This window comes from Dactylosporangium sp. CA-139066, from assembly GCF_050936175.1.
Classification (GTDB): Bacteria; Actinomycetota; Actinomycetes; order Mycobacteriales; family Micromonosporaceae; genus Dactylosporangium.
Genome location: NZ_JBNJNH010000001.1, coordinates 87,940 through 106,832, shown reverse-complemented (window position 1 = coordinate 106,832; position 18,893 = coordinate 87,940). Strand labels below are relative to the sequence as shown.

The following is an 18,893-nucleotide window of genomic DNA, read 5'->3' as shown; positions in this document are numbered from 1 at the left end:
GGGCCTGAAGTCACCAGGCCGGACGTCCGAGGTCGAAAGCGGTCTCGTACGGTTTTTCGCCCTTCGCCCGGTGTACGAATTCTGTCCCCGGGCACCGTCGCGCCATGCGGGTTGCACGATGGGTGCTGGCGATCGGGGCATGGATCATCGTCGCGGCGGCGCTGAGCGCCTACGGCCTCGACGAGACCACCGCGGCACGAAACGCCCTGCTCGACGCCACCCGGCCGGCCCCCGGGGCGAGCCCGCCGCCCTCCCCGTCGCCCTCGCCCGGCACGCCGCAGATCCTGCGCACGGCGGGCGGCAACGTCGTGGCCGGGTGCCTGAACGGGCAGGTGCGGGTGCAGTACCTCAGCCCGGCGAACGGATTCCACATCGAGAGCGCCGACCGCGCGCCGGGGCCACAGTCGCGGGTCACCTTCAAGACCGACGGGCGGGAGGTCCGGGTCGTCGTGCACTGCGAGGGCGACGGGCCGCTGGCCGACGTCACGCTGGGTTAGCGGCGGCATCGACGCGAGTTTATATGACAGGTAGTTGTATCACAGGTAGAGGCCCACCCCGGCCGGCTCGTCGGCGGGCACGACGAACTGCGGGCCTCCGTCGCGGCGTTCGTAGAGCTCCGCGAGCGTGGCGCCGTCGGGCCCGATCCCGTCCGCGCCCACACCGGCCGCCTCCAGCCACGCGGCCGCCTCGTCGAACGGCAGCGGGGCGACGTGCAGCTGCGCCAGGCAGCGGCCGGGGCGTACCACCGCGGGATGCAGCCGGGCGAGATCCTCGTTGGTGGTGATGGCCACGAGCACGTCGCGACCCTGCCCGAGCAGCCCGTCGGTGAGGTTGAGCAGCCGCGACAGCGCCTGCCCGGTGGCCTGCTTGGCCTCGCCGCGGATCAGCTCGTCGCAGTCCTCGAGCAGCAGCAGCCGCCAGCGCCGCCCGCCGCCCTCGTCGCCGTCGATGCCCAGGGCGGTGTCCATGAGGTACGCCGGCTCCGCGAAGAGCCGCTCCGGGTCGAGCACGCAGTCGACCTGGCACCAGTCCCGCCAGCGCCGCGCCAGGGCGCGCAGCAGCGTGGTCTTGCCGGTGCCGGGCGGCCCGTGCAGCAGCAGGAGCCGCCCGGCGACGTGCTCGGCGTCCAGCGCCATGAGCCGGTCGATCGCCTCGGCCGTCTTGGCCGCGTAGTTGGCCCGGATCTCCGGCCAGTCGGGCGCGGTGATGCGCCGCTCCCGCCGCCGCGGCCCGTGCTGCGCGGCGTGCCAGAAGCCGATCGGGACCGAGTCGTCGGCCGGCGCCTCGGCCTCCTCGGCGCCCTCGACCGCACCGGCCAGGATCCGGTCGGCCAGCTCCGCGTCGACGGCGGTGACGGTGACCGTGGCGTTGCGGCTGTGATGCCAGCGGGTCGCCCGCAGCGTCCAGCCCTCGCCGGCGGCCAGCGTCGAGCGGTCCTGGTCGTCCACGGCCTCGCGCAGCACCACGGCGCCGTCGGGCAGCAGGGTCGCGTCCTTGCGCAGGTTGGTCAGGCGGCGGGTGCGGGCGTGCGGCTGCCGGCCGCTGACGAACGCCGACAGCGCCAGGACGTCAAGCACATCGATCACGCCGTCGCCGTCGTCGACCCAGCTGGTGACGGGGACCGCGGCGGTGGGCTCCACGATGGACATCAGTCAAGGATCAGGCGGGTTCGCGCTGCAGTACACCCAATTTCTGCGGCACCACGGCCGTCCCCACGCCCCGGATCGCCATCGAGGCGCAGCGCTGCGCCACGTCCGCCGCCTCGGTCAGGCCCGCGCCGGCCAGGCGGGCCAGCACGAACCCGGCGAGGTAGGCCCCGCCCGCCCCGGCGGCGTGCGCGGCCGGCGCCGGCGGCGCCGCGGTGCCGAACGTCTCCCCGTCCAGGCTCATCACCACCGAGCCCTCCGCCGCCAGGGTGACCGCGACGGCCGCCGCCCCGGTGTGGCGCAGCAGCTGGCCCCGGTCGCGCTCCCGGTCGAACGCGTGCCCGAGCGCCCGCCCCGCCTCCTCGCGGTTCGGCGTCACCAGGTCGGCGCCGACCTTCGCCCACGACAGCAGGTCGTGCGCGTCGACGGCCAGCAGCGGCAGGTCGAGGCGCCGGGCGGCGAGCAGCGCGCGCAGGCCCGGCCCGAGCGTGCCGAGCTCGAGGTCGCAGACGACGACCGCGTCCGGGCGCGGTTCGGTGTCGAGGGCGTCGGCGAGGCGGCCGGTGAGCGTCTCGGCGGCGAGCGGCGCGAGCGGGCCGGTGTCGCCCTCGTCGAAGCGGACCAGCACGTAGTCGTCGGCGACCACCCGGCGCTTGGTCACCGTGCGGCGGCCGACGGCGGTCACCAGGCGGTCGGCCACGCCGCTGTCCCACACGCAGGTGCGCAGCCGGGCGCCGGCGTCGTCGTCGCCGACCGCGCCGAGCAGGGTGGTCCGCGCGCCGAGGGCGGCGAAGTTGGCCGCGGTGTTCGCCGCGCCGCCGCAGACCTCGCGGGTGGTCTCCAGCGCGATCACGGGCACGGGGGCCTCCCGGCTGAGCCGGGTCGGGGTGCCGCAGAGCCAGCCGTCGAGCAGGGCGTCGCCGACGACGAGCACCGAAGCGTCGCGCCAGCCGTCGGCCAGCGCGGCGAAGTTGCCTGAGGTTTGCACCGCCCGCCGGTACCCGGCTCCGAGCGCTTCATTCCCTGCGACAATCTTCCTATCGAACGCGCAGACGTGGCGATCATCGGCGGGGGCATCGCCGGCCTGGCCCTCGCCGCCGAGCTCGCCGAGCTGGACGGGCGGCTGGCGGACCGGTCGGGCGGCACCCGGACGCAGCTGCGCATCATGCTGCTCGAGCGGGAGAACCAGTTCGCGTACCACACGACGGGTCGCTCCATCGCCGCGCTGTGCGAGAGCCTCGGCGGCCCGCCGGTGCAGGCCCTGACCCGGGCGTCGCGCACGATCCTCGACGCGCTCGGCGCCGAGTCGGGCACGCCGCTGCTGCGGGCCCGCCCGGTCGTGTGGGTGGCCGGCGAGGCCCACCTGGGCGCGCTCAACGAGCTGCTGACCGCCAATCCCGGGTTGCGGGCGGTCGACCCGGCCGCCGCCCGCACGCTGTGCCCGGCGCTGCGCCCGGACGCGGTGGCCCGGGCCGCGGTCGAGCGCACGGCGGCGGACGTTGACGTCGACGCGCTGCTGCGGCAGTACCGCGACCGCGCCACCGCCGCCGGTGCCGTCCTGCGCACCGGCATCGGCCTGGAGGCCGGCGTCCACGACCCCGGCGCGGGCGGCTGGCGGCTCACCACCGACCGCGGCGAGCTGACCGCGGGCCGGGTCGTGAACGCGGCCGGCCCGTGGGCCGACGCCGTGGCCGCCCGCCTGGGCGCGACCCCGGCCGGCCTGACCAACCTGCGCCGCACGGTGGCGATCGCCTCCGCCGCCGGCATCGGGCCGGCCTGGCCCCTCGTCATCGACGTCGGCGACACGTTCTATTTCCGCCCCGAACGCGGCGGCCTGCTCGTCTCCCCCGCCGACGCCGCCCCCTCGCCGCCGACCGACGCGGTGGCCGCCCCGCAGGACGTGCGGCTCGCCGTCGAGCGCGCGGCCGCCGCGACCACCCTGACGCTCGACCGGGTGCGCACGAGCTGGGCCGGGCTGCGCACGTTCGCGCCCGACGGCCTGCCGGTGCTCGGCCCGGACCCGGTCCAGGCCGGCCTGTTCTGGTTCGCGGGCCTCGGCGGCACCGGCATCCAGACCGCGCCGGCGCTCGCCCGCCTGGCCGCGGCCCAGCTGCTCGGCGAGCCCTACGAGGTGCCCGACCTGAGCCCGGACGAGCTGCGGCCTACGCGGTAGCAGACAGGCCGCGCGGCTGCCGGACCGCCGGCGCGGGCAGCGCGCCCTCCGTGCGCAGCAGCGCCCGGTCGGCGTCGTCGACGAAGGAGAGGTCGGCCTCCACGTGCCGGCTCGCCGCCGACAGCAGCAGCGCCACCACCGGGTCCTCGGCCTTGCGCCGCAGCCCGTCGAGGTTGCGCAGCTCGCGCATGAGATAGGTGCGCTGCTGGCTCAGCACCGTGCGGACCGTGTCCGCGTCGCCCGAGCGGGCCGCGGCGGTCACCTTGAGGAAGAAGTCGTCGCGGAACCCGCCGCTGCGCGGGGACGCCTCGTCCAGCCAGCGGCGCAGCTCGGCGTGGCCGGCATCGGTGATCTCGTACATCACCCGGTCCGGCTTCACCGCCTGCGCGTGCCGCTGCGAGCTCACCATCCCGTCGCGGGACAGCCGGTCGAGGATCTGGTAGAGATGGCCGATGTTCAGCGGCCCCCACTGCGGGCCGACCGCCGCCTCGAAGGCGCCCTTGAGCTCGTAGCCGTAGCTCGGGCCGTGCGACAGCAGCGAGAGCACCGCGTGATGGATCGGCATGCGCGAAACTCTACCCCTTGCATTGTCACAATGCATTGCGACAGAGTAGGGGCGTGATCCCATTCATCTGGGCACATCTACGGGGGCGTGCGGCGAGGTCGGTGGCGCTCCTGTTGGGCGTGCTCACCGCGACCACCGGCTTCACCGTACTCACCGGAGCCACCGGCACGGCGCGGCTGGTCGTCAACGGCGAGGTCGACCGGACCGCCGTCGCCGCGTACCAGGTGCTGGTGCGCCCCAAGGGGGTGCGCACCCAGCTGGAGAACGACCGGCAGAAGGTCCGGCCCAACTCGCTCAGCGGCATCTACGGCGGGATCAGCCGGGCGCAGCTGGCCACGATCGCCGGCCTCGACGGCGTGGACGTCGCCGCCCCGATCGCAATGGCCGGCTACGCCAACACCTCCGCCGCCAGCGGCGTCGACATCACCGGACTGGTCGACAAGTCGCTCGACCGCCAGGTGATCCGCGTCGACCGGCACTTCTCGGCCGACCGCGGCCTGAGCGCGGTCGACGGCCGGCCCTTCTTCGTCTACATCACCAAGCACCCGGTCTCATTCCCGATCATCGACGGCTACGGCCCCAAGAGGGCGACGTTCACCGGCGGCGAGGTGATCCCCGGCGAGACGCTCTGCTCGGGCGAGATCAGCGTGCTGGAGGACGGGCAGCCGGTCTGCAACTGGATCACCGGCGGCATCCTGTCCGACCTGCTGACCGACGACGACAACGTCAACCTCGAAATCCTGCACCTGACCGCGGACGGGCGGTTCCAGCAGGGCGGCCTGCCGCCGGGCAACGCGGTCGAGACGTTCGACCAGCTGAGGGTCGGGCTGTCCTGGGCGCGGCCGATGCTGCTCGCCGCCGTGGACCCGGTGGCGGAGGCGAAGCTGGTCGGGCTGGACCGCGCCGTCACCACCGGGCGGTACCTCAGCGCGTCCGACCGCGTCACGAAGTCGTACGACGAGCCGATCCTGCCGGTGATCGCGGTCGACCAGCCGTATCCGGACAACGGCCTGAGCATCGCCGTGAGCCGCATCGCCGTGAACGCCCCGCCGCCCGGCACCGCGGCTCATGACGCGATCGATGCTCTTGACGCGCTGCACGGGCCGGTGCTCGACACCCGCACCGTCGTGCCCGACCCGTCGACGGTCGGCCACGGGGCGTACCTCAACCCCTTCATGCTGACCGGCGACGTCACCTACCGGGAGAACCCCGACGGCTCGCTGAGCGCCGTCACCGTCCCGGAGAACAGCGAGGCGTGGCGCACGCCCGACATCCACGGCATCTTCCTGCCCTGGCAGATCGACGACACCTCCTTCCGCACCGTCAGCCAGGCGCATCGGTTGGGCGGCACACAGATCGTCGGCACCTACGACCCCGGCAAGGTCGCCGCGTTCAACCCGCTCAGCAGGGTGCCGATGGAGACCTACGCGCCCCCCGAGGCGACCGGCGGCGACCAGCGCACCCGCGACCTGCTCGGCGGGCAGCCGCTGCGGCCGGACGGCAACCCGGCCGGGTACCTCTCCACCCCGCCGACGCTGCTCACCACGCTCGACGCGTTCGACCAGGCGCTCGCCCAGGCGGGCCAGACGACCGCACGGCAGGCGCCGATCTCGGCGATCCGGGTGCGGGTGGCCGGGGTCAGCGGGTTCACCGCCGAGTCGCGCGAGCGGGTGCGGGTCGTGGCCGAGCGCATCGCCGCCGAGACCGGCCTCGACGTCGACATCACCTACGGCTCCTCGCCGGTGCCGCAGCTGGTGGACGTGGCCGCCGGCGCGAAGGGCCGGCCCGCGCTGCGGCTGTCGGAGCTGTGGACCCGCAAGGGCGTCGCCGCGGCCATCGTCAGCGCCGTGGACCGCAAGAGCGTGGTGCTGTTCCTGCTCGTACTCGTGGTCTGCGCCCTGTTCCTGGCCAACGCCGTCGCCGCCGGGGTCCGCGACCGGCGCACGGAGCTCGCCACGCTGACCGCGCTCGGCTGGCCGGCCCGCCGGGTGTTCGCCATCGTGCTCGGCGAGGTCGCCGCGATCGGGCTGGTCGCCGGGGCCGGCACGATGCTGCTCGCGGGCCCGCTCGGGCTCCTGCTCGACGTGCGGGTGCCGTGGGGGCGGGCGCTGCTTGCGGTACCGATAGCGCTGGCTCTTTCGCTCCTGGCCGGTCTGCCGCCGGCGCTGGCCGCGTCCCGGGCCCGCCCGGCGAAGGGGCTGCGGCCCGTGGCGCTGCGTCCGCGGCGGGCCGGGCGCCCCCGCGGGCCGGTCGGGATGGGCCTGCGCAACCTGCTGCGCGTGCCGGGCCGGACGCTGCTGGGCGCGGCCGCGCTGGCCATCGGCATCACCGCGGCGACCGTGCTGGGCGCGATCACGTTCGCCTTCCACGGCGCGATCATCGGCACGCTGCTCGGCGACGCCGTCTCGCTGCAGGTGCGCTCGGTCGACACGATCGCCGTCGTGGCCACGGTCCTGCTGGGCGCGCTCGCCGTCGCCGACGTGCTCTACCTCAACATTCGCGACCGCGCGGCCGAGCTCGCGACGCTGCGCGCCACCGGCTGGACCGCGGGCGCGCTGGGCCGCCTGGTCGCCGCCGAGGGCTTCGGCATCGGCGTGCTCGGCGGCCTGCTCGGCGCCGGCCTCGGCCTGGCCGGCGCCGCCTGGCTGGTCGGCGCGGTCACCGACGCCCTGATCTGGACCGCGGCCGGCGCGCTCGCCGCCGGATCCCTGGTGGCAACGGCCGCCGCGCTCGTACCGGCGCTGCTGCTGCAGCGCATGCCCACCGCCCACCTGCTCGCCGAGGAGTAAGCCATGCCGGGTGCCGCGCTGTCGGTCGACGGGCTGACGAAGCGTTTTCAGGACATCGTCGCCGCCGATGAGCTCTCGCTCGAGATCGCCGCGGGCAGCTTCACCGCGGTCACCGGGCCGAGCGGCTCCGGCAAGTCCACGCTGCTGCACCTCGTCGGCGCGATCGAGTCGGCCGACGGCGGGAAGATCGTCGTCGACGGCGTCGAGGTGACCGCGCTGCGGCGGCGCCGGCTCAGCGAGTACCGGCGCACGATCGGCTTCGTCTTCCAGCGCTACCACCTGCTGCCGGCGCTGACCGCGCTCGACAACGTCATCGCGCCGGTGCTGCCGTTCAAGGTCGGCTTCGACAAGCGCGAGCGCGCCCGCGAGCTGCTCGACGCCGTCGGGCTGGCCGGGCGCGAGAAGGCGCTGCCGTCGCAGCTCTCCGGCGGCCAGCAGCAGCGCGTCGCGATCGCCCGGGCGCTGATCGGCGCGCCGCGGCTGCTGCTGGCCGACGAGCCGACCGGCAACCTCGACTCGGCCAACGGCTCGCAGATTCTCGACCTGCTGCTCGAGCTGCGCGAGGAGCGCGGCATGACGGTGCTGCTGGCCACCCACGAGCAGCAGATCGCGGCCCGCTGCGACCGGCTCATCCGCCTCGCCGACGGCAAGCTCGTCGAGGACATCGACCTGACCGAGGGAGAGTCGCCGGAGTCGACGCTCGCGCGCGCCACCCAGCTGCGGCTTTAGCCGGGTTTTGCCCCGTTTTGCGAGTACGATCATCCGTACGTGCTCGCGGGTTGGGGGTGGAATGCCGCAGCTCGATACCGGCGTGCTCACGCGGCCTGAGCGGCTCCGCGCGCTGCGACGCGCCCAGTTGCTCCTGAGCTCCGCATCGGCCTCCGTCGACGGCCTGGTCCGCCTGGCCGCCCGCTCGGTGGTCGCGCCCGTCGGCCTGCTCACGCTCGTCGACGACGAGCGCATGCACGTCATCGGCCGCCACGGCCTGCCGCCCGACCTCGACAAGGTCCGCGCCGAGCCGGCGACGAGCTCGTTCTGCCAGTTCGTGGTCAGCGAGGACCGCGCGCTCGTGGTCCCCGACGCCCGCGAGGACCCGATGCTGCGCGACCTCGGGGTGGTGCACAGCCGGCACATCACGGCGTACCTCGGCCACCCCGTCCACGACCGCGCCGGCCACACGCTGGGGGCGGTGTGCGTGACCGACTCCGTGCCCCGGCACTGGAGCGACGACGACATCGCCGCGGTCGCCGAGTGCGCCGGGCTCATCGAGGTCATGCTCGCCGCCGAGACCTCCCGCGACGACATCGCGCTCGCCGCCGCGGAGACGGATGCCGTACTCGAGACCGCCCTCGAGGCGTTCATCGCCATCGAGCTGAGCGGCGAGATCACCCGCTGGAACCGCGCCGCCGAGCGCACCTTCGGCTGGTCCGCCCAGGAGGCCATCGGCCACCAGGTGCACGAGCTGATCATCCCCGAACGGTTCCGCGCCGCCCACCGCGCCGGGCTGACCCGGCTGGCCCGCGGCGGGGTGCCGCGCCTGATCGGCCAGCGGCTGCAGCTGTACGCCGTGAACCGCGCCGGCGCCGAGTTCCCCGTCGAGCTGACGCTCAACGTCGTCGAGGGCCCGCTCGGCCGGCACGCCCACGCCTTCATCTACGACATCAGCGAGCGGGTCGCGGCCGAGCGCCAGCTCGCCCGGGAGCGGCACTTCCTCAGCGCGCTGCTCGACAACCTCGACGCCGGCGTCGTCGCCTGCGACGAGCGCGGCCGGCTGATCCTGTTCAACCGGGCGATGCGCGAGATCACCGGCCACGACGCCAACCAGAGCACCGCCGAGGAGTGGACGGCGCAGCGCGGGGGCCAGACCCGGCGCGGCGGCGAGATGCCGCTGTCGCTGGCCTTCCAGGGCCAGCACATCCGCGACGCCGAGTTCGTCATCCACCTGCCGGACCGGCCGCGCCGCTCGTTCACCGTCAACGCCCAGCCGATCCGCGACTCCGACGGCGCCCGCCTCGGCGCGGTCGCCGCCCTGCACGAGGTCACCGACCGCCGCCGCGCCCAGCGGCTCATCGAGTGCGAACTGGCCGTCTCGCGCATCCTCGAGCAGGCGCAGACGATCGAGGAGGCCGGGCCGGAGCTGCTCGAGGCGGTGGCGACCACGCTGCACTGGCCGCACGCCGAGCTGTGGCTCGTCGACAAGGTCGGCAACGTGCTGCGCGCCGCGGCGATGTGGACCGAGCCCGGGTACGAGATCCCGGACCCCGACCCGCTGGCCCCCGGCAAGGGCGTCTCCGGCCTCGCCTGGGAGACCGGCCAGCCGACCTGGATCCCCGACATCTCGGCCACCGGCAGCCGGCTCAACCTGCCCGAGCTGGCCCGCCACGGCCTGCGCGTGGGCCTGGCCATCCCGATCCGCGACGGCGCCGGGGTGACCGGCACGCTCAGCTTCTTCGGCGACGCCGCCGAGGAGCCCGAGGAGTCCCTCATAGCCCTGCTGTCGGGCATCGCCGCGCACGTCGGGCAGTTCCTGGAGCGCCGCCGCGCCGAGGACCTCGCCAAGCAGCTGGCCCGCACCAAGGACGAGTTCATCGCGCTCGTCGGCCACGAGCTGCGCACGCCGCTGACGTCCATCTCGTCGTACACCGAACTGCTCCTGCACGACCACGAGGACGAGACGACCCGCGACCAGTTCCTGGCCGTCATCGCCCGCAACGCGGAGAACCTCCGCGCGATCATCGACGACCTGCTCGACCTGGCCGGCCTGGAGAGCGGCTACGTCACGATGGTCGAGCGCCCGCTGGACTTCGCCGCCGTCGTGCGCGAGGTCGCCGACGCCAACGAGCGGGCGGCCCGCGAGAAGGACCTCGACGTCACGCTCGCCCTGCCCGAGGGCCCGGCCCCGGTCTCCGGCGACCTGCCCCGCCTGCGCAAGGTCGTGGACCACCTGGTCACCAACGCGGTCAAGTTCACCCCCGCCGGCGGCCGGGTCGAGATCCGCCTCGACAGCGACGTGGCCGGGGTCACACTGCGCGTCGTCGACACCGGCGTCGGCATCCCGGAGGAGGAGCGGTCCCGGCTGTTCGAGCGCTTCTTCCGCGGCTCCAACATCCGCAACCAGGGCGTCCCCGGCACCGGCCTGGGCCTGGCGATCAGCCGCACGGTCATCGAGCGCCACGGCGGCACGATCACCGTCACGGACCACGGCGACAAGCCCGGCACGACGTTCGTCGTCCGCCTGCCCGCGTACTGCCCGTGAGTTTCGCTCAGCGCCCGCCCAGGGCAGTCTGGTCTACATGCGGTTTCGACGGTTGACCCCGCTCGCGCTGACGGCGGCGCTGGCACTCGGCGCCTGCTCGGGCCCGGACGCCTCATGGAACGGCCCCGGCAGCAGCGGTACGCCAGGTGCCTCCCCCATCCACATCACGTCCCCCAAGGACGGCGAGAAGGACGTCTCAACGGCCCTTGACCTGGTGTTTTCCGCCCCGTCGACGGCCACGGTGACCCTGAAGGACGCCTCCGGCACGTCGATCTCCGGTTCGCCGGCCCCGGCGTCGTCGACTACCGGTTCTTCGGTGTCCCCTTCCGCTTCTTCGGGTTCCCCTTCGGCGCCGGCCTCCTCGGGGGACGTGAGGTGGATTCCGGACAAACAGCTCAAATGGTCCACCGAGTACACGGCCACGGTGACCTCGGGCAGCGCCACGGGCACCGTGAAGTTCACCACGATGGCCAAGCCCTCGAACCTGGCCCGGGTCTCCAGCCAGGTCGGCGACAACCAGGTCGTCGGCGTCGGCATGCCCATGATCCTGTCCTTCGCCGTCGACATCCCGAAGGACAAGCGCGCGGAGGTCCAGCGCCACCTCTTCATGGCCTCCGACCCGCCCCAGGAGGGCGTCTGGAACTGGTTCAGCTCCAAGGAGATCCACTACCGCCCGAAGGAGTACTGGCAGGCCGGCACGAAGCTCACGCTGCGCGCCGCCCTGGGCGGCGTCTCCCTCGGCGGCAAGTGGTACGCCGAGAAGGACCTCACGGTCGACGCCACGGTCGGCAAGCGCCTGATCATGGAGGTCGACAACGCCTCGAAGAAGATGACGGTCACCGAGGACGGCGTGGTCCTGAAGACGATGCCGGTCAGCCTGGGCAAGCCCAGCAACCCGTCGGACAGCGGGAACTTCATCGTGATGGTGAAAAATGAGTGGGAGTGGTTCGACTCGTCCACGTACGGCGTCCCGGTCGACTCCCCCGACGGCTACCGCACGAAGGTCCAGTACCCGCAGCGCATCACGTGGAGCGGCCAGTACATCCACGCCGCCCCCTGGTCGGTCGACGACCAGGGCAAGCGCAACGTCTCCCACGGCTGCGTGAACATCTCGCTGGAGCTGTCCCAGTGGCTCTACGGCGTGACGCACATCGGCGACCCGGTCATCGTCAAGGGCACCGAGGAACACGTGAAATACGGCGACGGCTGGACCGACTGGGACCTCCCGTGGGACCAGTACGTGAAGGGCAGCGCCCTCTAGCCCCTCGTTTTGGCTGGCTGAGGGGGAGTCTGGTAGCCTGATTCATCGCGCACGGTGACGCGTCGTTGTTCCATGCGCCAAGAAATCCAACCCGAGCGATCAAGACGAGGCTGTCGCGTGGCGAACATCAAGTCCCAGATCAAGCGCAACCGGCAGAACGAGAAGCGCCGCCTGCGCAACAAGTCGGTAAAGTCGTCGCTGAAGACGGCGATCCGCAAGTTCCACGAGGCGACCGCCGCGGGTGACACCGAGACGGCCACGACGCTGCTCCGCGACGCGTCGCGCAAGCTGGACAAGGCCGCGAGCAAGGGCGTCATCCACAAGAACCAGGCCGCCAACCGCAAGTCGGCGATCAACAAGAAGCTGCACTCCCTGACGACCGCCGCCTGACGTCGTTCTCATAAGCCGGCACCGCGAAAAGCGCCGCCCACTCCGGTGGAGCGGCGCTTTCGCTGTGCCCGCTCTTCCAGTACCTGACTGACTACTGCGGCGCTGACGCCCCGACCGTCTCCGGCGCGCGGACTGGGGCGACCTCGACGGCCGAACGGCGCCCCCACACAAAGGCCGACGGCTTTCCAGGGCCACGTGCACCGACACTCATATGCCGGATAAATCGGAACTATCGGTTGCGTGCCGCCGCATCACGACGATCGGCGGTTGGAGAAGCCTCACGGACCGAGCCGGATCGACAAACGTCCCTCGCAGGCACCACCGGCCGTCGGGGACCCCGTGAGGCCCAGCCAGCCGTCCGTGAGCCACGCCAGGCGCACCCCGGCGGCCAGGCCCTCGTCAGGCGCGACCAGCCGCCCAAAAGCCAGGTCAGGCGCAACCGGCCCGCACGGAGCCGTCTCGCCCAGCCAGCCGCCCAAGAGCCACATCAGGCGCGACCGACCCGTCCAGGGCTCGGTCAGGCCCAGCCGGCCACGTCAGGCCCAGCCGGCCACGTCAGGCCCAGCCGGCCACGTCAGGCCCAGCCGGCCACGTCAGGCCCAGCCGGCCACGTCAGGCGCGACCGGCCGCGCCGGAGATACGTCGGCGAGGCGGCCGGATGGGGCGCCTCAGGCGAAGCGGCCCTGGTTGATGCCACCCCCGGCGCGCTGACGCGCCAGGTCCTCCTCGGAACGCCACGGCCGCTCGGCATGACGCCCGGTCGTGAAGTGCCCCGACGTCGTCCCCTCGCCGTCCTCGGAGCGCCGCCGCCCCGGCGGCTGGTGCCGTGCGTGCCGACCCCCGGCGGAGTCGCGGTTCTGCGGCCGTCCGTCCGGTTCGCGGTCGCGACCGCCGTTGACCTGCTCGTGCGGCGCTTCGCCCGATCGGCCGTACGCGTCGCCGGACGGGCCATAACCGCCGTCCGTCGCCCCGCCGTACACATGACCGGAGCGCGCGATGTCCCCCGTCGAGCCACCGTAACCGTCGCCGCCCGAACCGCCGTAACCGTCGCCGCCCGAACCGCCGTAGCCACCGCCGGCCGAACCGCCGTAGCCGTCGCCGGTCGAGTCGCCGTAGCCGTAGCCGGACCGCGCGCGCTCGCCGGTCGAGGCGCCGGGCGCGTCGGCCGATTGAGCGGCGTCGCCGTAGCCGTAGCCGTCCGCGGCAGGGGCGGCCGCGTCGTCGTAGTGGGCGTGGCCGTACGTGCTGCCGTGCGACTCCCCCGACCGGTACGCCTCGCCCCGGGCCGCCAGGTCGCGGGCCGCCTGCTCGCGGGTGGCCGAGCCGAACGCCGAGCGCGGGTCGGTCTCCTCGCCCGTGTAGTCCGAGACGTAGTCGGGTGCGCCGCTCTCCCAGCCCGCGTAGGGGTCCCACGAGGAGCGGGAGCCGTACGACGAGCGGGAGCTCCGCCACGCCGCCTGGTCCGCCCAGCCCGTCTCGTCGTCCCAGTCCGCCGCCGGCTGCGCCGGGGCCTGATACCCGCCGGACGAGCGCCCGCCCTCGTAAACGCCCTGATAAGCGGCCTCGCGCTCGTACGGCGCCTGGCGCTGCGAAACGCCCTGATAGACCCCGTCCTGGTGGTGGGCGCCGGCCCGGTGCGCGGCCGCCGCGGACTGGGCGGCCCACTGCTCGCGGTCGCCCCACGCCGTCTCGTCGCCCCAGTTGCCGCGTGCGGTGCCGCCCACCGGCGCCGTCCAGGCCTCCCGGTCGCCCCAGCCCGCGGCGGTCTCCGTGGCCCAGTCGGCCGAGACCTCGGGGGCGGTCGCGCGCACCGGCTCGGCGGCGTGCTCGGCCCACGGGTCCTGGGCCGGGCGGTCGCTCCAGCCCGACGGGTGCAGCGGCTTCGAGCGCTGGAAGCCGTGCGAGTCGGTGTCCGTCCACTCCTCCGCGGCCGCGCTCAGCGCCGGGCCGCTCACGCTCTCGTGCGCGGCGGCGTCGGCCGCGGACCGGTGCGCGCCCCCGTCGGTCGTCGGCTCCGGCGCGACCGGCTCCGCGCGGGCCGCGGCGGCCGCGGCGACGGCCTCGTCCGAGGCGGGCGAGATGCCGTGGCCGGCGTCGACGGCGCCGCGGCGAGGAGCGGCGTCGCGCGGCGGGACCGAGATCTTGATGACGCCCACCTTCTTGCGCTGCGCGGGCGGCTCGACCACCCGGGTGCGCACCGCGGCCGGGGGCCCGGAGTCGGCGGGCGCCGCATCGGCGGTGGGGGTGCCGCCCGCCGGCGGGCGGGCGAGATCGGCCCGGTCCAATGCCGTCGCGGTACGCCGGGCAACCGACGCCCTCTCGTCGGTCCGGGCATCCGGATCCACCCTGATGGATGACGCTCGATCGGATGAACCCCGCCCGGCGGAGCGCGCCTGAGCGCGGACCCGGCGCGAGCCGCCGATGACCATGTCGTTGACCTTGACCATGATCGCTACGACGGCCGGCAGGACGGGCACGGCCCACCAGCTGACCAACTCGGCGAGGGCCAGCAGCACGCCCACGGCGATCATGCATTCGAACAGCAGGAAACTCACGAACCCGCCAACGTGCAGGTGCCGAAGACGCAGCGCACGCACGTACAGCGGTGCCTGATGCGCCAACCCGTTGCTCGTCGTCATCGTCCTATACCTCCACCGCGCGCAGCGACCACTGCGAACACCGCCCGCTCGAGGGCATAGCCGCGGTCATCAGATCCACCCTTCACGGCGGCGTTGCACTCTGCGGCCGCTCGCATGGCATCAACGAGCGCGTCCTGGGTCCAGCCACGGGCTTGGCGCTGAGCGCGTTCGACCTTCCACGGAGGCATTCCCAAACTTCCGGCGAGTTGATATGCGCCGCCCTTCCCGGCGGCGGCCACCCGGGCGACCGTGCGGACCCCGTCGGCGATGGCGTCGGCGATCGGCACCGGGTCGACGCCGACGTGCAGCGCCCACCGCAGCGCCTCCAGCGCCGCGGCCGTGTCGCCGACCATGACGGCATCGGCGACGGTGAACCCGGACACCTCGGCGCGACCCTTGTAGTACTGCGCGACGACCTTCGCGTCGATCCGCCCGCCGGTGTCGGCCATGAGCTGCGAGCAGGCCGCGACGATCTCCCGCAGGTCGTTGCCGACGGCGGCCAGCAGCGCCTCGGCCGCGTCCTCGCCGATCTTGCCGCCCTGCCGCCGGATCTCGTTGCGCACGAAGTCGACCCGCTCGCGGTGCTTGCTGATCTTGGCGGCCGGCACGACGTCGGCGCCGGCCGCCTTGAGCCCGTCGGCGAGCGCCTTGCCCTTCGCGCCGCCCGCGTGCGTGACCAGCAGCACGACGTCGTCCTCGGGGTCCTTCGCGTAGGCCAGCAGGGCCGCCGACACGTCCTTCTTCGCGTCCTGCCCGTCGTGCACGACGAGCACCCGCCGCCCGCCGAAGAGCGAGGGGCTCAGCATCTCGGCGAGCTCGCCTGCGACGAGCTCGCCGCCGGGCCGCTGGCGCACCTCGGTGTCCGGCTCCTCGGCCCGGGCGGCGGCGATGGTCTCGGCGACGGCACGGGAGACGAGCAGCTCTTCGTCGCCGATCACCAGGCGAAGGCGGGGAAGGTTCGACACGCGAGTCATCGTTTCACGCCCCACCGACAAAAATTCGGCGCCGACGTCACTCCTTACTTACCGCGACGGAGAGATTACCGTTGGTGTCCCGCAGTACGGCCAGGTCGCCCTGCTGGTCCGTCCGCAGCACTCGCGCGCCGCCCCGGACCAGCCGCGCCAGCAACACCCCGCTGGGGTGCCCATAGTCATTGCCGACCCCCACGCTGACCAGCGCCACCCGCGGCGCCACGGCCTCCAGGAACCCCTCGTCCTGATACGCGCTGCCGTGGTGCGCCACCTTCAGCACATCGGCCCGAAGCGCCGCCGGATCGTCCGCCGCGAGCAGGCTGAGCTGCTCCTCCGTCTCGGCGTCCCCGGTGAGCAGCACGCGGAACCCGCCCGTCGTCGCGGCCAGCACGAGCGAGTTGTTATTCGGATCCGAACGAGTACCGGTCAGCGGCCGCACCGGCCCCAGCACCTCGATGTGCACGCCGCCGACCTCCAGCGGCCCGGCCACCCGCGCCAGCCCGTGCCCGAGCACCGCGGCCCGCGCCGCCGCCGGCTCCCCGAAGTCGGGCGCGAGCAGCGCGCCGACCGTCCGCCCGTGCAGCACGCCGTCGAGCCCGCCGACGTGGTCGGCGTGGAAGTGGCTGATCACCAGCAGCGGTACGCGCCGGATGCCCAGCCGCCGCAGGCACCTGTCCACGGCGTCCGGCTCCGGCCCGGCGTCCACGACCACGGCGGCCCCCGGCCCGGCCGCCAGCGCGACCGCGTCGCCCTGCCCGACGTCGCAGGCCACGACCAGCCACCCCGGCGGCGGCCACGGCGCGGCGAGCAGCCGCACGGGCGCGGCCCCGAGCACGGCGGCGACGGCGGTGACGAGGACCCACCGGCGTACCGCCGGCCGCCGGAATGCCACGAGCAGCGCCGCGATGAGGGCGCCGAGCAGTAGCCCGCCCGCCGCCCCGCCGGGCCACGGCAGCAGCCCCGCCGGCACCTCGGCCCCGCGATGGGCGACCAGGATCAGCCAACGGGCCGGCCACGAGGCGAGCCAGGCCGCGAACTGGGACGCGGTCGGGGCGAGCGGTGAGAGTACCGCCGAGAAGATCCCGATGATCGTGGCCGGCGCGACCGCGGGCGCCGCGAGCAGGTTGGCCGGGACGGTGGCCAGGCTGACGCTCGCCGAGATCGCCGCGATGACCGGCGCGCACGCCGCCTGCGCCGCCGCCGGCACGGCCAGCGCCTCCGCGGCCACGCGCGGCCAACCCCGCGCCCGCAGCGCCTCGGTCCACCGCGGCGCGATCAGCACCAGCCCGCCCGTGGCCAGCACCGACAGGGCGAAGCCGGCATCGACGGAGAGCTCCGGGTCGTACGCCACCAGCCCGAACACCCCCGCCGCCAGCGACGGCACCGCGGCCCGCGGCCGCCCGAGCGCCAGCGCCACGAGCGCGAGCCCGCCCATCGCGGCCGCGCGCAGCACGCTCGGCGAGGGCCGCACCAGCACGACGAACCCGGCGAGCGCCACCACGCACACCACCGCCGCCACCCGCGGCCCGGCGCGGCACCACCGCACGACCACGAGCACCAGCCCGACCACGATCGCCAGGTTCGCGCCGCTGACCGCCGTGAGATGTGTGAGCCCGGTCGTGCGGAAGTCGTCCGCCAGCGCCGGGTCCAGCCGGCTCGTGTCGCCGACGACGAGCCCCGGCAGCAGCCCGCCCGGCTCGGCCGGCAGCCCCGCGCAGGCCCGCTGCAGCCCGGACCGCAGCGCGCCCGCGGCCCGCTGCACCAGCGGCGCCCGCCCGACGAGCGTCGGCGCCCCCGGCACCGACACGAGCGCCGCGCGCAGGTCGCCGCCCCCGGCCGCCGCCAGCCGCCCGTCGGCCTCGGCGTCCTGCCCCGGCAGCAGCCCGAGCCACCGGCGGTCCCCGGCGAGCACGAGGACGCGGGCGGAGACCACGATCCGCGTGCCGTCCGGAGTGGACACCCACGCCAGCCGCGCCGGCACGACCACGGTCGCGTCCCGCCCGGCGTGCGCCCGGCCGAGCCGCGGATCGTCGGAGATCTCCAGCCCGACCCGCACGTCGGCGTGCCGCGCGACCAACGCCCGCAGCGGCTCCGCGTCCCGTTCGCCGACGCGCGCCGCGGTGGCCGAGGCCCCACCGGCGATGCCGGCCGCGACCGCCGCGACAATCCATCGCGTACGCCAAATGCCGGCCCGCCGCGCGGCGAGGCGCCCGGCCACGGCGGACCAGGCGAGCGCGACGAGCAGGGCGCCACCGGCGATCCCCCACCCGGCGGCGGCGGGCAGGAACAGCGCCCCGATCGCCGCGAACCAGCACCCGAGCGCGGCCCCCACGAGCCGCATGTCCGCGCTCATACCGTCACGCGGTCCTTGAGCTGCTGAAACTTCGCGTCCCCGATCCCCTCGACCTGCCGCAGGTCGGTGACCGCGCGAAACCCGCCGTGCCGGTCCCGGTACTCGACGATCCGCTGCGCCAGCACCTCCCCGATCCCGGGCAGCGTCTGCAGCTCCGCCGTCGTCGCGGTGTTGAGGTTGACCGGGCCGCCCGCGGTACCGCCGCCGCCACCCGCGCCCGTCACCGCACCCGGCGGCGGCGTGATCCCGATCGCGATCATCTCGCCGTCGACGACCTTGCGCGCGAGGTTGACGCCGGTGAGATCGACCCCCGGCAGTACGCCGCCGGCCGCCTCGATCGCGTCCGCCACCCGCGACCCGGCCGGCAGCCGCACCAGCCCGGGCCGGTGCACGCGCCCGGTGACGGAGACGATCAGCACGGCCGCCGCGCTCGACCCGGGCGCGGCCACGGGCGCCGCGCTGACCTGCGGCGCCGGCGTGACCCTGGGCCGCGACCACCACACCAGCCCGGCCGAGACGAGCACGACCAGCCCGGCCACGGCGAGCAGCACCCGCACCCCGCGCCGTCCGGGGTCGAACGCCCCGAGCCCGCCGCCGCGCACCTCGGCCGAATTGTCGGGCTCGATCGGGGGCGGCTCCGGTCTTCGGAAGCTCGCATCCCATGGAAACGAATCGTCGGATTCGTCCGGCGGCAGGGACGTCACCCGGGCCAGGCGGGCGGCGGAGGATCGGCCGTCGTCGTACTCGTCAGAGCGCCACATGCCCCGGCACGCTAGGCCGAACCGCGCCCCGCCCGCTCGCCCCCGATGCCGGTTCTGTGGATAACCGACCGCTTGTGGATAACCGCCGC

General features: G+C 74.4%; 15 protein-coding genes. 7 read left to right on the top strand and 8 right to left on the bottom strand.

The window, feature by feature from the left end; translation table 11 throughout:
- Nucleotides 1–104: 104 nt before the first annotated feature.
- Complete coding sequence (locus ACQEVU_RS00510) at nt 105–497, top strand: hypothetical protein (protein ID WP_433318808.1); 393 nt, start codon at nt 105–107, stop codon at nt 495–497.
- Between the two features lie 39 nt (nt 498–536).
- On the opposite strand, the gene ACQEVU_RS00505 is transcribed toward ACQEVU_RS00510, so the two are convergent.
- Together ACQEVU_RS00505 and ACQEVU_RS00500 are read right to left on the bottom strand one after the other, a co-directional pair.
- Complete coding sequence (locus ACQEVU_RS00505; protein WP_433318805.1) at nt 537–1,649, bottom strand: DUF5925 domain-containing protein; 1,113 nt, start codon at nt 1,647–1,649, stop codon at nt 537–539.
- Between the two features lie 10 nt (nt 1,650–1,659).
- Nucleotides 1,660–2,634 carry a bifunctional heptose 7-phosphate kinase/heptose 1-phosphate adenyltransferase gene (locus ACQEVU_RS00500; protein WP_433318802.1) on the bottom strand — a complete coding sequence of 325 codons (975 nt, stop codon included), beginning with the start codon at nt 2,632–2,634 and terminating at the stop codon, nt 1,660–1,662.
- Nucleotides 2,635–2,700: 66 nt separating this feature from the next.
- Between ACQEVU_RS00500 and ACQEVU_RS00495 the strand changes: the two genes are divergently transcribed.
- Nucleotides 2,701–3,819, top strand: a complete 1,119-nt coding sequence (locus ACQEVU_RS00495) for an NAD(P)/FAD-dependent oxidoreductase (protein ID WP_433318799.1) — start codon at nt 2,701–2,703, stop codon at nt 3,817–3,819.
- On the opposite strand, the gene ACQEVU_RS00490 is transcribed toward ACQEVU_RS00495, so the two are convergent.
- The gene (locus ACQEVU_RS00490) at nt 3,809–4,384 is read right to left on the bottom strand and encodes a PadR family transcriptional regulator (RefSeq protein ID WP_433318796.1); all 576 of its coding nucleotides are present in this window, start codon (nt 4,382–4,384) and stop codon (nt 3,809–3,811) included. The genes ACQEVU_RS00495 and ACQEVU_RS00490 overlap by 11 nt on opposite strands.
- Nucleotides 4,385–4,485: 101 nt before the next feature.
- On the opposite strand from ACQEVU_RS00490, the gene ACQEVU_RS00485 reads away from it, so the two are divergent.
- From ACQEVU_RS00485 to ACQEVU_RS00475, 3 genes are all read left to right on the top strand, one after another.
- A complete protein-coding gene (locus ACQEVU_RS00485) occupies nt 4,486–7,173 on the top strand; it encodes an FtsX-like permease family protein (RefSeq protein ID WP_433318793.1) in 2,688 nt (895 codons plus the stop codon).
- 3 nt (nt 7,174–7,176) lie between these two features.
- Nucleotides 7,177–7,902 (top strand): ABC transporter ATP-binding protein, encoded by a 726-nt coding sequence (locus ACQEVU_RS00480; protein WP_433318790.1) that lies wholly within the window; start codon nt 7,177–7,179, stop codon nt 7,900–7,902.
- Between the two features lie 61 nt (nt 7,903–7,963).
- Entirely contained in the window at nt 7,964–10,429 is a 2,466-nt protein-coding gene (locus tag ACQEVU_RS00475; RefSeq protein WP_433318787.1) for an ATP-binding protein, read from the top strand.
- 33 nt (nt 10,430–10,462) lie between these two features.
- Here ACQEVU_RS00475 and ACQEVU_RS00470 read toward each other — a convergent pair whose 3' ends face one another.
- Nucleotides 10,463–10,903, bottom strand: a complete 441-nt coding sequence (locus ACQEVU_RS00470) for a hypothetical protein (protein WP_433335348.1) — start codon at nt 10,901–10,903, stop codon at nt 10,463–10,465.
- Between ACQEVU_RS00470 and ACQEVU_RS00465 the strand changes: the two genes are divergently transcribed.
- Entirely contained in the window at nt 10,800–11,690 is an 891-nt protein-coding gene (locus ACQEVU_RS00465; RefSeq protein WP_433334728.1) for an Ig-like domain-containing protein, read from the top strand. The genes ACQEVU_RS00470 and ACQEVU_RS00465 overlap by 104 nt on opposite strands.
- A 117-nt stretch (nt 11,691–11,807) precedes the next feature.
- Entirely contained in the window at nt 11,808–12,080 is a 273-nt protein-coding gene (gene rpsT / locus ACQEVU_RS00460) for a 30S ribosomal protein S20 (protein WP_433318784.1), read from the top strand.
- 668 nt (nt 12,081–12,748) lie between these two features.
- On the opposite strand, the gene ACQEVU_RS00455 is transcribed toward rpsT, so the two are convergent.
- Genes ACQEVU_RS00455 through ACQEVU_RS00440 form a run of 4 tightly spaced genes read right to left on the bottom strand, consistent with a single transcriptional unit; the run spans nt 12,749 to nt 18,804 of the window.
- Nucleotides 12,749–14,719 carry a hypothetical protein gene (locus ACQEVU_RS00455; RefSeq protein WP_433318782.1) on the bottom strand — a complete coding sequence of 657 codons (1,971 nt, stop codon included), beginning with the start codon at nt 14,717–14,719 and terminating at the stop codon, nt 12,749–12,751.
- A complete protein-coding gene (gene holA / locus ACQEVU_RS00450) occupies nt 14,716–15,684 on the bottom strand; it encodes a DNA polymerase III subunit delta (protein WP_433318779.1) in 969 nt (322 codons plus the stop codon). Before holA ends, ACQEVU_RS00455 begins: the two co-directional genes overlap by 4 nt.
- Before the next feature lie 46 nt (nt 15,685–15,730).
- Complete coding sequence (locus ACQEVU_RS00445) at nt 15,731–18,043, bottom strand: ComEC/Rec2 family competence protein (protein ID WP_433318776.1); 2,313 nt, start codon at nt 18,041–18,043, stop codon at nt 15,731–15,733.
- Nucleotides 18,040–18,804, bottom strand: coding sequence for a helix-hairpin-helix domain-containing protein (locus tag ACQEVU_RS00440; protein ID WP_433318773.1), 765 nt, complete (start codon nt 18,802–18,804; stop codon nt 18,040–18,042). The genes ACQEVU_RS00445 and ACQEVU_RS00440 overlap by 4 nt, the downstream gene beginning before the upstream one ends.
- Nucleotides 18,805–18,893: the final 89 nt, after the last annotated feature.

What these genes read in the sequence shown, in the direction of transcription:
- ACQEVU_RS00505 (WP_433318805.1), bottom strand. Translation starts at nt 1,649, where the DNA reads ATGTCCATCGTGGAGCCCACCGCCGCGGTCCCCGTCACCAGCTGGGTC.
- ACQEVU_RS00455 (WP_433318782.1), bottom strand. Translation starts at nt 14,719, where the DNA reads ATGACGACGAGCAACGGGTTGGCGCATCAGGCACCGCTGTACGTGCGT.
- ACQEVU_RS00445 (WP_433318776.1), bottom strand. Translation starts at nt 18,043, where the DNA reads ATGAGCGCGGACATGCGGCTCGTGGGGGCCGCGCTCGGGTGCTGGTTC.
- ACQEVU_RS00475 (WP_433318787.1), top strand. Translation starts at nt 7,964, where the DNA reads ATGCCGCAGCTCGATACCGGCGTGCTCACGCGGCCTGAGCGGCTCCGC.
- ACQEVU_RS00510 (WP_433318808.1), top strand. Translation starts at nt 105, where the DNA reads ATGCGGGTTGCACGATGGGTGCTGGCGATCGGGGCATGGATCATCGTC.
- ACQEVU_RS00480 (WP_433318790.1), top strand. Translation starts at nt 7,177, where the DNA reads ATGCCGGGTGCCGCGCTGTCGGTCGACGGGCTGACGAAGCGTTTTCAG.
- ACQEVU_RS00490 (WP_433318796.1), bottom strand. Translation starts at nt 4,384, where the DNA reads ATGCCGATCCATCACGCGGTGCTCTCGCTGCTGTCGCACGGCCCGAGC.
- ACQEVU_RS00440 (WP_433318773.1), bottom strand. Translation starts at nt 18,804, where the DNA reads ATGTGGCGCTCTGACGAGTACGACGACGGCCGATCCTCCGCCGCCCGC.